Below are 15,284 nucleotides of genomic sequence, written 5' to 3'. Positions count from 1 at the left end.
CTTGCGGGGTGACGGCGTGCCTTTTGAAGAATGAGCCTGCGAGTTAGTGGCATGTGGCGAGGTTAACCCGTGTGGGGGAGCCGTAGCGAAAGCGAGTCTGAATAGGGCGTCGTAGTCGCATGTTCTAGACCCGAAGCGGAGTGATCTAGCCATGGGCAGGCTGAAGCGCGGGTAAGACCGCGTGGAGGGCCGAACCCACCAACGTTGAAAAGTTGGGGGATGACCTGTGGTTAGGGGTGAAAGGCCAATCAAACTCCGTGATAGCTGGTTCTCCCCGAAATGCATTTAGGTGCAGCGTCGCGTGTTTCTTGCCGGAGGTAGAGCACTGGATGGTCTAGGGGGCCCACAAGCTTACCGAAATCAGCCAAACTCCGAATGCCGGTAAGTGAGAGCGCGGCAGTGAGACTGCGGGGGATAAGCTTCGTAGTCGAGAGGGAAACAGCCCAGATCACCAGCTAAGGCCCCTAAGCGTGTGCTAAGTGGAAAAGGATGTGGGGTCGCATAGACAACCAGGAGGTTGGCTTAGAAGCAGCCATCCTTTAAAGAGTGCGTAATAGCTCACTGGTCAAGTGGTTCCGCGCCGACAATGTAGCGGGGCTCAAGCACACCGCCGAAGCTGTGGCATTCACATGATACTTCGCCAGGTCTTGATATCTGGTGCAGGTGTGTGGATGGGTAGGGGAGCGTCGTGCCGGGGGTGAAGCAGCGGGGTGACCCAGTTGTGGACGCGGCACGAGTGAGAATGCAGGCATGAGTAGCGAAAGAAGGGTGAGAAACCCTTCCGCCGGATGACCAAGGGTTCCAGGGCCAGGCTAATCCGCCCTGGGTGAGTCGGGACCTAAGGCGAGGCCGAGAGGCGTAGTCGATGGACAACGGGTTGATATTCCCGTACCCGCGAAAGAGCGCCCGTGATGAACCTTATTGTGCTAACTGCCCGAACTGTTGGCGGTCTTCGGACCAAGAACGGGGAGCGTGGGAACCTGGTAGGTAGTAGTCAAGCGATGGGGTGACGCAGGAAGGTAGCTGAGCCCGGCCGGTGGTTGTGCCGGGGTAAGCGTGTAGGCCGTGCCGTAGGCAAATCCGCGGTGCACAGGGCTGAGACGTGATGCCGAGCCGATTCAGGTGAAGTCAGTGATCCTATGCTGCCGAGAAAAGCCTCTAGCGAGTTCTTAGCGGCCCGTACCCCAAACCGACACAGGTGGTCAGGTAGAGAATACCGAGGCGATCGGGCGAACTGTGGTTAAGGAACTCGGCAAATTGCCCCCGTAACTTAGGGAGAAGGGGGGCCGGAGACGTGAAGCCCCATGCGGGTGGAGCGTTGTATGGCCGCAGAGAGCAGGGGGAAGCGACTGTTTACTAAAAACACAGGTCCATGCGAAGAAGTAATTCGATGTATATGGACTGACGCCTGCCCGGTGCTGGAACGTTAAGGGGACCTGTTAGCCTTTCGGGGCGAGGCGGAGAACTTAAGCGCCAGTAAACGGCGGTGGTAACTATAACCATCCTAAGGTAGCGAAATTCCTTGTCGGGTAAGTTCCGACCTGCACGAATGGCGTAACGACTTCCCCACTGTCTCAACCACAGGCCCGGCGAAATTGCAGTACGAGTAAAGATGCTCGTTACGCGCGGCAGGACGGAAAGACCCCGGGACCTTTACTATAGCTTGACATTGGTATCTGAATGGGCTTGTGTAGGATAGGTGGGAGCCAGTGAAACCTGTACGCCAGTATGGGTGGAGGCAATCTTGAAATACCACTCTGGTTGATTTGGGTATCTAACTTCGGACCGTTATCCGGTTCAGGGACAGTGTCTGGTGGGTAGTTTAACTGGGGCGGTTGCCTCCTAAAGGGTAACGGAGGCGCCCAAAGGTTCCCTCAGCCTGGTTGGCAATCAGGTGTTGAGTGCAAGTACACAAGGGAGCTTGACTGTGAGACTGACAGGTCGAGCAGGGACGAAAGTCGGGACTAGTGATCCGGCACTTGCGAGTGGAAGCGGTGTCGCTCAACGGATAAAAGGTACCCCGGGGATAACAGGCTGATCTTCCCCAAGAGTCCATATCGACGGGATGGTTTGGCACCTCGATGTCGGCTCGTCGCATCCTGGGGCTGTAGCAGGTCCCAAGGGTTGGGCTGTTCGCCCATTAAAGCGGTACGCGAGCTGGGTTTAGAACGTCGTGAGACAGTTCGGTCCCTATCCGCCGTGCGCGTAGGATACTTGAGAAGGGCTGTCCCTAGTACGAGAGGACCGGGACGGACGAACCTCTGGTGTGCCAGTTGTCCCGCCAGGGGCACGGCTGGTTAGCTACGTTCGGAAGGGATAACCGCTGAAAGCATCTAAGCGGGAAGCCTGCTTCAAGATGAGGTATCCCACCCACCTATGGTGGGGTAAGGCCCCCAGCTAGACGACTGGGTTGATAGGCCGGAAATGTAAGCCCGGTAACGGGTTCAGTTGACCGGTACTAATAGGCCGAGGACTTGACTACGAAGCTGCTACGCGTCCACTGTGCAACTCTGAACAAGCAAACACCCCGACTGGTCACACGACCAGCCCGCGCGTGTGTTGATATGTTCATAGAGTTACGGCGGTCATGGCGGAGGGGAAACGCCCGGTCACATTCCGAACCCGGAAGCTAAGCCCTCCAGCGCCGATGGTACTGCACTCGGGAGGGTGTGGGAGAGTAGGACACCGCCGGACAACTTTCCAGTCGAGGGCCGCCCCATCCGGGTCGGCCCTCGACTGCGTCGCGCCGTTGGTGGCGCAATCAGGAAGGATGTACCTGTGAGTTCAGGACCGCAGGGCGGAGATCGTCCGCGCCGTTACGAAGACCGCTCCGACCGGCCCCAGCAGCGGGACGCCGGCCCCCGTCGGGACGACCGTCCCCCGTACCGGGGCGACCGCGACGACCGCGGCACCTCGCAGGGTGGACCTCGGGGCGGCGACCGGCGCGAGGAGGGTTTCCGCTCGGGCCCCCGTACCGGTGACTCCCGGCCCGGTGGTTTCCGTTCCGGTGGCGACTCCCGCGACGGCGGTTTCCGTGGCGGGGACCGCCGCGAAGGCGGTTTCCGACGCGATGCTGACGCCCCTCGAAGCGGTGGGTTCCGCAGCGGCGACCGGCGTGAGGGCACCGGTTCCGGCGGCGATCGTCGTGACGGTAGCTACCGCGCGGGACCGCGTGAGGGCGGTTTCCGGTCGGGTCCGCGTGATGGTGATTCCCGTTCGGGTGGTTTCCGCCGGGACGGTGACTCGCGTGAGGGTGGTTTCCGTGGTGGGGACCGTCGTGATGATTCGCGTGGTGGTGACCGTGGTGGTTTCCGGTCCGGTCCGCGTGAAGGTGGTTTCGGCGGTGGCGACCGCCGTGAGGGTGGCTTCCGGGGCGGTGACTCCCGCGAGGGTGGCTTCCGTGGCGGGGATCGTCGGGAGGGTGGTTTCCGGGGCGGAGACTCGCGGCCCGGTGGCTTCCGCCGGGACGGTGACTCGCGTGAGGGTGGCTTCCGGGGTGGTGACCGCCGTCCCGGCGGTGGTGACCGGCGTGAGGGTGGGTTCCAGGGTGGTGACCGCCGTGAGGGTGGTTTCCGGTCGGGTCCGCGTGATGGTGATTCCCGTTCGGGTGGTTTCCGCCAGGGCGGTGACTCGCGTGAGGGTGGTTTCCGTGGTGGGGACCGTCGTGATGATTCGCGTGGTGGTGACCGTGGTGGTTTCCGGTCCGGTCCGCGTGAAGGTGGTTTCCGGGGCGGTGACTCCCGCGAGGGTGGCTTCCGTGGCGGGGATCGTCGGGAGGGTGCTGCCGGGGGTGAGCGTCGTCCGGGTGGTTTCGGCGGTGGCGACCGCCGTGAGGGTGGCTTCCGGGGTGGTGATTCCCGTGAGGGTGGCTTCCGGGGTGGTGACCGCCGTCCCGGCGGTGGTGACCGGCGTGAGGGTGGGTTCCAGGGTGGTGACCGCCGTGAGGGTGGTTTCCGGTCGGGTCCGCGTGATGGTGATTCCCGCTCGGGTGGTTTCCGCCAGGGCGGTGACTCGCGTGAGGGTGGTTTCCGTGGTGGGGACCGTCGTGATGATTCGCGTGGTGGTGACCGTGGTGGTTTCCGGTCCGGTCCGCGTGAAGGTGGTTTCCGGGGCGGTGACTCCCGCGAGGGTGGCTTCCGTGGCGGGGATCGTCGGGAGGGTGCTGCCGGGGGTGAGCGTCGTCCGGGTGGTTTCGGCGGTGGCGACCGCCGTGAGGGTGGCTTCCGGGGTGGTGATTCCCGTGAGGGTGGCTTCCGGGGTGGTGACCGCCGTCCCGGCGGTGGTGACCGGCGTGAGGGTGGGTTCCAGGGTGGTGACCGCCGTGAGGGTGGTTTCCGGTCGGGTCCGCGTGACGGTGATTCCCGTTCGGGTGGTTTCCGCCGGGACGGTGACTCCCGTGAGGGTGGTTTCCGTGGTGGTGATTCCCGTGAGGGTGGGTTCCAGGGTGGTGACCGCCGTGAGGGTGGTTTCCGGTCCGGCCCGCGTGAGGGTGGTTTCCGGGGCGGTGACTCCCGCGAGGGTGGCTTCCGGGGCGCGGATCGTGGCGGTTACGACCGGCCGCGCCGCGACGACCAGCGAGGCGACGAGGACCGACGTCGCGAGGGCGGGTTCGGCCCCGATCGGGAGCGTCGGGACGAGGCCGACGGCCGATCGGCCGCGCCGGCGCTGCCGGACGAGATTGCCGCGAGCGACCTCGACACGGCCGTTCGGGCGGAACTCCTCTCGCTGAACAAGCCGGTGGCGGAGACCGTCGCACGACACCTGGTCGCCACCGGTCAACTGATCGACGAGGACCCGGTCGAGGCACTGGCCCACGCTATGGCGGCCCGGCGGCTGGCCTCGCGGATCTCCGCCGTACGCGAGGCGGTCGGTCTGGCCGCCTACCACGCGGGGGAGTGGCAGACGGCGATCGCCGAGCTGCGTACGTTCCACCGGATGACCGGGTTGCAGAGCCACCTGGCCGTGCTCGCCGACTGTGAGCGCGCCCTGGGGCGTCCGGAGCGGGCGATCGACCTGTTCCGGGGGGCCGACAACGACAAGCTCGACAAGGCCGTCGCGGTCGAACTGCTCATCGTCGCCGGCGGTGCCCGGGGGGACCTGGGGCAGAAGGACGCGGCCGTGGCGATGCTGCAGGTCCCGGAGCTGACCACCGACGTGGCCGAGCCGTGGACCGCCCGGCTGCGCTACGCGTACGCCGACGCGCTGCTCGCGGTGGGTCGCCGCGAGGAGGCCCGGGAGTGGTTCTCGCGCGCCGCCGACGTGGACACCGACGGTGAGACCGATGCCCCGGAGCGGCTGTTGGAGCTCGACGGCGTCGTCATCGAGGGCGACGACGAGGACGACGAGCCGGTCGAAGAATCGGCCGCCGGCGCGCTGCCGGCCGGCGCGGACACCGGACTCGGGCGAACCCCCGGCGACCGCGACGAGGACGGTGACTTCGACGACGAGGGCGACCGCGACGACGAGGGCGACTTCGACGACGAGGGCGACCGCGACGACGAGGGCGACTTCGACGACGAGGGCGACCGCGACGACGAGGACGGGGACGGGGACGGGGACGACGATCGTGACCGCGACGGGGACGGAAGCGACGAGGATCGCGGCGACCTCGACGACGACCGGCGCGACGGTGGGCGGGAAACCGCCGCCGACGAGACCGACGGCGGTACTGCGGATACCCGGCCCGGCACGATCGCGCGTCCGGCCGACACCGTCGACGACGTGACGACCCCGGCGGAGACCCGGCCGGTGGACGGGCGTGGGTCGGGGGCGGACCAGCGATGACCGAGGTCGCCGGGGACCGGCTGATCGACGGGTACGCTCTGGTCGTCTTCGACCTGGATGGGGTGGTCTACCTGATCGACCGGCCGATCCCCGGCGCGGTCGAGGCGCTCGGTGCGCTGCGGGCCGAGGGTCGGTCGGTGGCGTTCGCCACGAACAACGCCTCACGACGTTCGAGCGAGGTCGCCGACCTGCTCACGGGGATGGGTGTACCGGCCGACCCCGCGGAGGTTCTCACCTCTGCGGCGGCCGCCGCAGAGCTGCTGCGGGACCGGTTTCCCGGCGACGCTGCGGTGCTCGTCGTCGGTGCGGAGGCGCTGCGCGCCGAGATCCGCGCCGTGGGGCTCACCCCCGTCGACCGCGCCGACGCCGCGCCGGTCGCCGTCGTTCAGGGGTACGGCCCGCAGGTGAGCTGGATGGACCTGGCCGAGGCATCGGTGGCGATCCGGGCCGGGGCGACCTGGGTGGCCACCAACACCGACCGGACGCTACCGAGTGGGCGTGGCCCGCTGCCGGGTAACGGGTCGCTGGTGGCCGCCCTGCGGCATGCCCTGGACCGGGCACCCGACGTGGTGGTCGGCAAACCCGAGCCGGCGCTCTTCGCCACCGCTGCCAGACGCGCAGGCACCGGCCGGACGCTTGTGGTCGGTGACCGGCTGGACACCGACATCGAGGGTGCCCGCCGGGCCGGGCTGGACAGCCTGCTGGTGCTCACCGGCGTCAGCGACGTACCCGAGCTGTTGACGGCTGCCGAACAGCGGCGGCCGACCCACGTCGCGGCGGACCTGGCCGGGCTCTTCGACCCGGCGGCGGTGGTCCGGGTTCCCGGCGATCCACAGGCCGGCGGATGGTCGGCGACGGCGGTGGAGGGGGCGGTGGAGCTGCGCGGTGCCGGACGGCCGCTGGACGCCCTGGCGGCGCTCTGTGCGGTCGCCTGGTCGGCCGGCACCGGTGCGGACGTGCGACCGGCCTCACCGGAGGCGGAGCAGGTGCTGGCCGGGTTCGGCCTGGCCACCTGACCATCTCGACGATCTGACAGCGGGGCCCGGGGCGGCACCGACCCGACAACGGGCGGTGCCGCCCCTGCCTGTTGGCCGGCCCACCGCACCGCACCAGGCGTCGGTGCCGCCAATCAGAGCAGCTTGCGCAGCTTCAGCAGGTCGAACGGGCTGGCCTTGATGGAGATCCGCCGGGCGGCGACCGCCTTGGTGACGTCGAGCTGACCATGCGTCAGGGCGACCAGATCGTCACTGGTGGTGATCAGCGCGATCTTCGCCTTCGGGTCGTCGCCGTCGGCGAGATCGCGCAGTCGACCACCGGTGATCCGGCCGTGGAAGGCCGTCTCCAGGTCGGTGAGCCGGCAGGCCAGGGTGCGATCCAGATCGATCTTGCCGGATGCCTCGGCGTGCCGGTCCAGACGATCGGCAAGATCCCGCAGAGCCTGTCGGCACTCGTCCACGCTTGCCACATCGTCTCCCTCGTACCCGCCACGCCGTTTCCCGGCACCGTACCGCAATGGGCGTCTCGGGGCGCCCGGTAGCGTGAGGGCCGCACACTGCCCCGGCGGAAGGACTCGGTCATGCAGGACGCGTGGCGCGCCTACCTGGAGCTGGCCCTGGGCCTGACGGAAGCGCCCCGGAGGAGGGCACAGGACGCCGCCCGACGGTTGGCGGGTACGAGTGGCGCGACCGCCGGGCAACTCCAGGCGCTCGCCGAGGAACTCCTCGCCACCGGCGCGGCGAACCGGGAGGCGCTGACCAAGCTGGTCCGGTTCGAGGTCGACCGGGCACTCGGCGCGGTGGGCCTCGCCACCGCCGACGAGGTGGCCGAGCTGACCCGTCGGGTGCACGAGCTGGAACGGCAGCTCCGTGAGGCCAAGGGTGGGTCGACCGCGCTACGGGCCGCTGACGCCGCCCCCCACACCACCGTCCCGGCAACCGCGCCGACTCAGCCGGTTCCCGGGTCGGCGGCCGGCGGAGAGCCCGGTGCCGCCGACCCACCGGCCAGGGCCGTGGCGAAAAAGGCGGTGGCGAAGAAGGCCGTGGCCAAGAAGGCGGTGAAGAAGGCGGGAGCGGCATCCGCCGGGTCGGGCCCGCTCGACGAGGGCGCACCGCCGCCGTCCCGGCCGGCCAGGAAGGCCGCCCCCGGCCGACGGGGCGCAGGCGGTGCCGAGTGAACGACGTCCCCCGGAGCCGGTCGTGACCGGCCCGGTCCGTCCGGCCCCGCCGCCGCCCGGCAGGCCCGGCCCGCCGCCGCCCGGCAGGCCCGGCCCGCCGCCGCCCGGCAGGCCCGGCCCGCCGCCCGCCGGCCGCCAGGCCCCGCCGCCGCACACCCCCCGGCCGGTTCCACCGCACGCCCCCCGGCCCGTTCCGCCGCCGGTCGTCGAGTCGGACGAGGGCGGCGACGACGCCCGGCACCCGGCCGTCGACGCCGCCGTCCGGGCGATGGCCAACGCCGAGGGCCTACCACCGGCCGACCAGATCGCCCAGTACGAGGCGGCGTACCAGACGCTGCGGGAAACCCTCGCCACCATCGACCAGGCCTGACCGGACCGGAGAGAACCGCCTCATGGCACGTCGTACCCGACTCGACGCCGAAATCGTCCGTCGCGGCCTGGCCCGTTCCCGTGAACAGGCCGCCGCGCTGATCGAGGCCGGCCGGGTCCAGCTGCGCGGGGTGCCCGCGCGCAAGGCCGCCGCGATGGTCGACCCGGCCGATCCGCTGCTGGTCACCGGGGCGGACCCGGCCGACGAGTACGTCTCCCGGGGCGGCCACAAGTTGGCCGGTGCGCTCGCCGCCTTCGCCCCCGCCGGGTTGACCGTGGCCGGTCGGAGGTGCCTGGACGCCGGGGCGTCGACCGGGGGATTCACCGACGTGCTGCTGCGCGCCGACGCGGCCGAGGTGGTCGCCGTCGACGTCGGCTACGGCCAGCTCGCCTGGTCGCTGCGTACCGACGAACGGGTGCGGGTGCTGGACCGCACCAACGTGCGCACCCTCACCCCGGAGGTGATCGGCGGGACTGTCGACCTGACCGTGGCCGACCTGTCGTTCATCTCGCTGCGGTTGGTGCTGCCCGCGCTGGCCGGCTGCACCCGTACCGACGGGGACCTGGCGCTGATGGTCAAGCCGCAGTTCGAGGTCGGCAAGGAGCGGGTCGGTGCCGGCGGCGTGGTCCGAGATCCGGCGCTGCGGGCCGAGGCGGTGCTCGCGGTGGCGGCGAGCGCCGCGGGGCTCGGGCTGGGCCTGGCGGACGTGGCGGCCAGTCCGCTGCCGGGTCCGAGCGGCAACGTCGAGTTTTTCGTATGGTTACGCCGGGATGCGCCGGCGGCCGACCCCGAGCGGGTGCACGCCGTGGTGGTCGCCGGACCGGTCGGCCCCGGGCCGGACGCGGCGTCCGGGAAGGTGGCAGGGTGAGCGTGGTGGGCGACGTCGGGACGGTGTCCCGCGAGGGTGGACGGGAGGCGGGTCCGGTGGACCTCAGCGAGGACCTGGCCGACCGGGTGCGGGACGGGCGGTGGCACCGGTGAGCCGGACCGCGTTGCTGGTGACCCACACCGGGCGGCGACGGAGCACCGAGCACGCCCGGGCGGTCGCCGCCGACCTGATCGCGGCCGGGTTCGAGGTACGGGTGGTGGCCGAGGAGGCCGAGGACCTGGACCTGCCCGGGGTGGTGCCGATGGCCGGGCTGCGGGCCGCCGAGGGGGCCGAGATCGTCTTCGCGCTCGGCGGGGACGGCACCTTCCTGCGCGCCGCCGAGCTGGCCCGCCCGGCGAAGGTGCCGCTGCTCGGGATCAACCTGGGCAAGGTGGGTTTCCTCGCCGAGGCGGAGATCGACGATCTCGACACGGCCGTACGGGACGTCGTCGGGCGCAACTACACAGTGGACGAACGGCTGACCCTCGATGTCACCGCCGAGTTCGACGGTGGTCCGACCATCGAGTCGTGGGCGCTCAACGAGATCAGCGTCGAGAAGGGCGAGCGCGCCCAGATGCTGGAGCTGCTTGTCGACGTGGACGGTCGACCGCTGTCCCGCTACGGCTGCGACGGCGTGGTCTGCGCCACCCCCACCGGCTCCACCGCGTACGCGTTCTCCGGTGGGGGGCCGGTGGTCTGGCCGGAGGTGGAGGCGTTGCTGCTGGTGCCGATCAGCGCGCACGCGCTGTTCAGCCGTCCGCTGGTGACCGCGCCCACCTCGACGTTCGTCATCACCGTCGATCCGTTCACCACCCTGGCCGTGCTCTGCTGTGACGGCCGGCGCGTCTACGACCTGCCGCCGGGCGCCACGGTGACGGTGCGTCGGGGCGCCCTGCCGGTGCGGGTCGTACGGTTGCGGGACCGGCCGTTCACCGATCGGTTGGTGGCCAAGTTCGACCTGCCGGTGCAGGGCTGGCGGGGCAGCCGCCGCTGAGCCCGCCCGGTGGCGGTGTGTTCGTCGTCGCCCCGGGTGCCGCCCACCAGCGGCGCTGCCCCGGCGGCCGGCACGGTGGATCGTTCCCGGCCGCGACGCTCGCCCGTGCCGGCTGGTCAACTGTCGCAGCACGCGTCTACTGTCGGGTGCTGTGCTGGAAGAGCTGCGGATCACCGGACTGGGCGTCATCGAGGACACCACCCTGCCGCTGGCCGGCGGGATGAACGTCATCACCGGTGAGACCGGTGCCGGCAAGACGATGGTGGTGACCGGCCTCGGCCTGCTGTTCGGCGGTCGGGCCGACGCGGGTCGGGTGCGGGCCGCGCCGGGGCGGGCCACCGTCGAGGGGCGGTTGCGGCTCGGTGGCCGGGTCGCCGACGTGGTGCACGCCCGGATCGTGGACGCCGGTGGCGGGCCCGACGAGGACGGCTCGCTGCTGATGAGCCGTACGGTGACCGTGGAGGGGCGGTCCCGGGCGCACCTGGGCGGCCGGAGCATGCCGGTGTCGATGCTCGGCGAGGTCGGCGAGCAGGTGGTGGCGGTGCACGGTCAGTCCGACCAGTTGCGGTTGCTCCGCCCGGCCGAGCAGCGGGCCGCGCTGGACCGGTTCGCCGGCCCCGGGCACGAGAAGCTCGTCGACGCGCTGCGGGAGGCGTACGGGCGGTGGCGGCAGGTGGTCGACGACCTGGCCGACCGGCGCAGCAACGCCCGGGCCCGGCACCAGGAGGCCGACCTGCTGCGGCTGGGCCTGGACGAGATCACCCGGGTCGACCCGCAGCCCGGCGAGGACGACGAGCTGAAGACCGAGGCGCAGCGGTTGGAGCACGCCGAGGGGTTGCGGACAGCCGCGCAGCTGGCCCAGCAGTGCGTGGCCGGAGGGGTGGAGGCGACCGACGACACCCCGGACGCGACGGTGCTGCTCGGCACGGCCCGCCGCACCCTGGAGGCGCAGGCCGGCACCGACCCGGCGCTGGGTGAGCTGGCCGGCCGGCTGGAGGAGGCGGCCACCCTGGTGGCCGACGTGTCGGCGGAGCTGTCGACCTACCTGGCGGTGCTGGACGCCGATCCGGCCCGGTTGCAGACCGTCTACGAACGGCGGGCGGCGTTGCGGGCGTTGACCCGCAAGTACGCCGACGACGTCGACGGGGTGATCGCCTGGGCCGAGCGGGCCCGGACCCGACTGTCCGACCTGGACACCTCCGACGACGTGCTCGACGAGCTGGACCGGGAGGCCCAGCGTCTCGCCGGTGAGGTGGCCGAGTTGGCCGGTCGGCTGTCGGCTTCCCGGCAGGAGGCGGCGGTCCGGTTCGCCGAGCAGGTGACAGCGGAGTTGGCCGGGCTGGCCATGCCGCACGCCCGGATCGAGGTGGCGGTGCTGCCCCGGCCGGCCGGTCGGTCCGAGCCCACGCTGACGGTCAACGGGGTCGGGTGCGGGGTCGGTCCGGACGGCGCCGACGAGGTGGAGTTGCGGTTGCTGGCCCACCCCGGGGCGCCGTCGCTGCCGTTGCAGCGGGGTGCGTCCGGTGGCGAGCTGTCCCGGGTGATGCTCGCCATCGAGGTGGTGTTCGCCGGTTCCGGTGGCCCGCCGACCCTGGTCTTCGACGAGGTCGACGCCGGGGTGGGCGGCCAGGCGGCGGTGGAGATCGGTCGACGGTTGGCCCGGTTGGCCCGCAGCCACCAGGTGCTTGTGGTGACCCACCTGCCACAGGTGGCCGCGTTCGCCGACCGGCACCTGGTGGTGGCGAAGGACACCGGGGGCGCGGTGACCACCAGCGGTGTGCGGGTGGTGGAGGACACCGAGCGGGCCCGGGAGCTGGCCCGGATGCTTGCGGGTTTGCCGGATTCGGATCTGGGTATCGCCCACGCCGAGGAGCTCCTGGCCGTCGCGGCGAAGGAAAGGCGGCCCTGAGCGCGACGATTGTGAGCGGAGGCACACCGGCCCGCGCTCCGGTGTGCTTCCCTGGGTAGGCGGCCCTGCTCAGGCATGTCGCGCTGGAAATGCCTGCTTCCCATGCCAGGATGGTCACGATGCGTCTACCCACGTTGCGCCGGACCCGGAACGCGGAACCGGACTCAGTTCTCGGCACCGCACGTCTGGACCGCCGTACCAAACGGCTGGTCGGCCGGCTCCGCCCCGGTGACATCGCGGTGATCGACCACGTCGACCTGGACCGGGTCGCGGCCGACTCGCTTGTCGCGGTCGGGGTCGCCGCGGTGCTCAACGCCAAGCCGTCGGTCTCCGGCCGGTATCCCAACCTCGGCCCCGAGGTGCTCATCGGTGCCGGCATCCTGCTCCTGGACGACCTCGGCGAGGGGGTCTTCGAGCGGCTCCGGGAGGGCGACACCGTCCGGATCGAGGGCAACACCGTCTTCGCCGGCGACGAGCCGGTGGCGCACGGTGACCTCCAGGACGCCGAGACGGTCGCCAAGGCGATGGCCGACGCCCGGGAGGGCCTGTCGGTGCAGTTGGAGGCGTTCGCCGCCAACACGATGGACTACCTGCGCCAGGAACGGGACCTGCTGCTCGACGGGGTGGGCGTCCCGGAGATCCAGACCCAGGTGCAGGGTCGACACTGCCTGATCGTGGTCCGGGGCTACGACTACAAGGCCGACCTGGACGTGCTGCGCCCGTACATCCGGGAGTTCAAGCCGGTGCTGATCGGCGTGGACGGCGGTGCGGACGCGCTGGTCGAGGCGGGCTACACCCCCGACATGATCATCGGGGACATGGACTCGGTCACCGACGACGTGCTGCGGTGCGGCGCCGAGGTGATCGTGCACGCCTACCCGGACGGCCGGGCGCCCGGCCTGGCCCGGGTCAACGGCCTCGGGGTTCCGGCGATCACCTTCCCGGCCGCCGCCACCAGCGAGGACCTCGCCATGCTGCTGGCCGACGAGAAGGGCGCCTCGCTGCTCGTCGCGGTCGGCACCCACGCCACCCTCGTCGAGTTCCTGGACAAGGGGCGCGGCGGGATGGCCTCCACCTTCCTCACCCGGCTCAAGGTCGGCGGCAAGCTGGTCGACGCCAAGGGCGTGAGCCGGCTCTACCGGCAGAACATCTCCGGTTCGTCCCTGCTGCTCCTGGTCCTGTCGGCGATCGCCGCGATGGCCTCCGCCGTGGCGGTCTCCACCGTCGGCAAGGCGTATTTGGGAGTGGTCTCCGAGTGGTGGGACAATTTCGTGTTCCAGCTCGGCCAGCTCTTCTAGCTCCCGATCGATCAAGAGGCTGCAAGCGTGATCAACTTCCGGTACCACGTGGTGTCCCTGACCGCGGTCTTCCTGGCGTTGGCGATCGGCCTGGTGGTCGGCACGGCCGCCCTCAACGGCCCGGTCGCCGACTCGCTCAAGGAGACCGTCAACTCGCTGCGCAAGGACAACCAGCAGATGCGCCAGTCGGTCAACAGCCTCCAGAAGGAGCTGGACCTCGAGGAGGACTTCGCCGCCGAGATGGCGCAGCTCTACCTGCCCGGCAAGCTCACCGGCAAGCGCGTGATGGTGCTCAGCCTGCCCACCGGCCGGGAGCACACCGAGGGCGTGCTGAAGATGCTCCAGACCGCCGGGGCCACCGTGACCGGCCGGGTCGACGTGCAGGACAAGTTCATCAACCCGGACAACAACACCAACCTGATGGAGCTGGCCGTCACCGCCGCCCGGCCCACCGCGCCCGCCTCGGCGCTGCCCGGCAACGGCAACGGCGTGGAGACCTCCAGCGCCCTGCTGGCCAGCGTCCTGCTCGACCGCCCGCAGGGCACCCCGGTGGTGACCGAGGCCGACCGGCGGGCGGTGCTGGCCGCGTACGCCAACGCCGGGTACCTCACCAGCGAGGAGAAGGTCACCGGCCCGGCGGAGGCCGTGGTGGTGGTCAGCGGGCAGCCCTACGTCGACAAGGACTCCGCCAAGAAGGACGAGTCGATGGTGAAGATCGCCGAGCAGTTCGACCGCACCGGCGCGATAGTCGTCGGCGGCAACGGCTCCGCCGGGGGCAACCTGGTGGCCGTGGTCCGGGGCGACCCGGTGCTCGCCCAGACCATCTCCACCGTCGACAACGCCAACACCGTGCAGGGGCAGCTGGTCACCAGCCTGGCCCTGGTCCAACAGCTCACCGAGAAGCGGGCCGGTCAGTACGGCGTCGGCGACAACGCCACACTGGTGCCTAGACTGCCCCAGTGAGCGAACGACGTACCCCGGTGACCGGTAACCACCCGACCGCCCCGTCCGGCGGCGTCGCATGAGCGGGCTCGGGCGGCTGCTCGCCGCCGCCGCCGGCGCCGCCGCCGCCCGGTACGCGCTGCGGGAGATCCGTACCGCGCCGGTCGGGCCGGCTCTGGAACGCACCAACTTCCGGGGCCGTACCGTCAGCCTCGCTGCCGGGCCGGCGCTGGCCGTCGGGGCGTCCGGCGCCGGGGCGCTCGGCGCCGCAAGCGTCCCGGCCGGTGCGGCGGCGCTCGTCGCCGGCCTCGGCGCGGGCGCGGTCGGCCTCTACGACGACGTGGTCGGTGCCCGGCCGGAGCAGAAGGCCGCCAAGGGCTTCGCCGGTCACCTCGCCGCCCTGCGTGCCGGCCGGGTCACCGCCGGCCTGGTCAAGGTCGCCGGGGTGGGCGCGGCCGGGCTCGCCGCCGCCGCGCTGCTCGCCGCCGACCCCCGGGTCGCCGCGCACCCCCGCCGGCAGCGCCACGGCTCCCTCGGTCGCACCGTCGACGTGCTGCTCGGCGCGGGCGTGGTGGCCGGCACCGCCAACCTGCTCAACCTGCTCGACCTGCGTCCCGGCCGGGCGTTGAAGTCGGGCGTGCTGCTCGGCGTCCCGCTGGCCGGTGGTCCGCACGCCGGCATCGCCGCCGGCGCGGTCGGCGCCGCCGGTGGGCTGCTCGGCGAGGACCTGGGCGAACGGGTGATGATCGGCGACAGCGGGGCCAACGCGCTCGGCGCGCTGCTCGGCGTGGCGCTCGCCGCCCGGACCGGGCCGCTCGGCCGGGCCGGTCTGCTCGCGGCGCTCGCCGGCCTCACCGCGGCCAGCGAGAAGGTCAGCTTCACGGCGGTCATCCAGCGCACCCCGGTGCTGCGGGAACTCGACGCGCTGGGTCGGCGATCCGACTGA

At 70.8% G+C, this 15,284-nt stretch carries 12 protein-coding genes and 2 rRNA genes (1 of these 14 only partly in view); 12 read left to right on the top strand and 2 right to left on the bottom strand.

Features of this window, described 5'->3' with window-relative positions; genetic code table 11:
* Both OHQ87_RS13500 and rrf read left to right on the top strand, forming a co-directional pair.
* Window positions 1-2,482, top strand: a 23S ribosomal RNA gene (locus OHQ87_RS13500) (it extends 626 nt beyond the left edge of the window).
* A 95-nt stretch (window positions 2,483-2,577) separates the two neighbouring features.
* Window positions 2,578-2,694, top strand: a 5S ribosomal RNA gene (gene rrf / locus OHQ87_RS13495).
* Between the two features lie 90 nt (window positions 2,695-2,784).
* Here the strand turns inward: rrf and OHQ87_RS13490 are convergent.
* Window positions 2,785-4,779 (bottom strand): hypothetical protein, encoded by a 1,995-nt coding sequence (locus OHQ87_RS13490; protein WP_328348365.1) that lies wholly within the window; start codon window positions 4,777-4,779, stop codon window positions 2,785-2,787.
* On the opposite strand from OHQ87_RS13490, the gene OHQ87_RS13485 reads away from it, so the two are divergent.
* On the top strand, window positions 4,738-5,784 hold the full coding sequence (locus tag OHQ87_RS13485) for a hypothetical protein (RefSeq protein ID WP_442930769.1): 1,047 nt from the start codon (window positions 4,738-4,740) through the stop codon (window positions 5,782-5,784). The genes OHQ87_RS13490 and OHQ87_RS13485 overlap by 42 nt on opposite strands.
* A complete protein-coding gene (locus tag OHQ87_RS13480; protein WP_328348363.1) occupies window positions 5,781-6,800 on the top strand; it encodes an HAD-IIA family hydrolase in 1,020 nt (339 codons plus the stop codon). Before OHQ87_RS13485 ends, OHQ87_RS13480 begins: the two co-directional genes overlap by 4 nt.
* 113 nt (window positions 6,801-6,913) lie before the next feature.
* Here the strand turns inward: OHQ87_RS13480 and OHQ87_RS13475 are convergent, their stop codons facing one another.
* Window positions 6,914-7,249 (bottom strand): SCP2 sterol-binding domain-containing protein, encoded by a 336-nt coding sequence (locus OHQ87_RS13475; protein WP_328348362.1) that lies wholly within the window; start codon window positions 7,247-7,249, stop codon window positions 6,914-6,916.
* Window positions 7,250-7,360: 111 nt separating this feature from the next.
* Here OHQ87_RS13475 and OHQ87_RS13470 point away from each other — a divergent pair, with 111 nt between their 5' ends.
* The 8 genes from OHQ87_RS13470 (at window position 7,361) to OHQ87_RS13435 (ending at window position 15,284) form a co-directional block, all read left to right on the top strand.
* Window positions 7,361-7,957: a phasin family protein gene (locus OHQ87_RS13470; RefSeq protein WP_328348361.1), complete on the top strand. Its 597-nt coding sequence runs from the start codon at window positions 7,361-7,363 to the stop codon at window positions 7,955-7,957.
* Window positions 7,958-7,979: 22 nt separating this feature from the next.
* A complete protein-coding gene (locus OHQ87_RS13465) occupies window positions 7,980-8,327 on the top strand; it encodes a hypothetical protein (protein WP_328348360.1) in 348 nt (115 codons plus the stop codon).
* Window positions 8,328-8,349: 22 nt separating this feature from the next.
* Window positions 8,350-9,195 carry a TlyA family RNA methyltransferase gene (locus tag OHQ87_RS13460; protein WP_328348359.1) on the top strand — a complete coding sequence of 282 codons (846 nt, stop codon included), beginning with the start codon at window positions 8,350-8,352 and terminating at the stop codon, window positions 9,193-9,195.
* 109 nt (window positions 9,196-9,304) lie between these two features.
* A complete protein-coding gene (locus OHQ87_RS13455) occupies window positions 9,305-10,189 on the top strand; it encodes an NAD kinase (RefSeq protein WP_067313367.1) in 885 nt (294 codons plus the stop codon).
* 151 nt (window positions 10,190-10,340) lie between these two features.
* Window positions 10,341-12,098 (top strand): DNA repair protein RecN, encoded by a 1,758-nt coding sequence (recN, locus tag OHQ87_RS13450; protein WP_328348355.1) that lies wholly within the window; start codon window positions 10,341-10,343, stop codon window positions 12,096-12,098.
* A gap of 119 nt (window positions 12,099-12,217) precedes the next feature.
* A complete protein-coding gene (gene steA, locus OHQ87_RS13445; protein WP_328348353.1) occupies window positions 12,218-13,396 on the top strand; it encodes a putative cytokinetic ring protein SteA in 1,179 nt (392 codons plus the stop codon).
* 27 nt (window positions 13,397-13,423) lie between these two features.
* Window positions 13,424-14,359, top strand: coding sequence for a copper transporter (locus tag OHQ87_RS13440; RefSeq protein WP_328348351.1), 936 nt, complete (start codon window positions 13,424-13,426; stop codon window positions 14,357-14,359).
* 58 nt (window positions 14,360-14,417) lie between these two features.
* Window positions 14,418-15,284, top strand: coding sequence for a hypothetical protein (locus OHQ87_RS13435; protein ID WP_328348349.1), 867 nt, complete (start codon window positions 14,418-14,420; stop codon window positions 15,282-15,284).

It is taken from the genome of Micromonospora sp. NBC_00421 (assembly GCF_036017915.1).
GTDB lineage: Bacteria > Actinomycetota > Actinomycetes > Mycobacteriales > Micromonosporaceae > Micromonospora.
Note: the sequence above shows the minus strand (reverse complement) of the source record. Positions and strands in the feature narration are given on the sequence as shown.

Bases quoted from the DNA above. Each gene is read 5' to 3' on its own strand.
- OHQ87_RS13480 (WP_328348363.1), top strand. From the start codon at position 5,781: ATGACCGAGGTCGCCGGGGACCGGCTGATCGACGGGTACGCTCTGGTC.
- OHQ87_RS13435 (WP_328348349.1), top strand. From the start codon at position 14,418: ATGAGCGGGCTCGGGCGGCTGCTCGCCGCCGCCGCCGGCGCCGCCGCC.
- OHQ87_RS13470 (WP_328348361.1), top strand. From the start codon at position 7,361: ATGCAGGACGCGTGGCGCGCCTACCTGGAGCTGGCCCTGGGCCTGACG.
- steA (WP_328348353.1), top strand. From the start codon at position 12,218: ATGCGTCTACCCACGTTGCGCCGGACCCGGAACGCGGAACCGGACTCA.
- OHQ87_RS13460 (WP_328348359.1), top strand. From the start codon at position 8,350: ATGGCACGTCGTACCCGACTCGACGCCGAAATCGTCCGTCGCGGCCTG.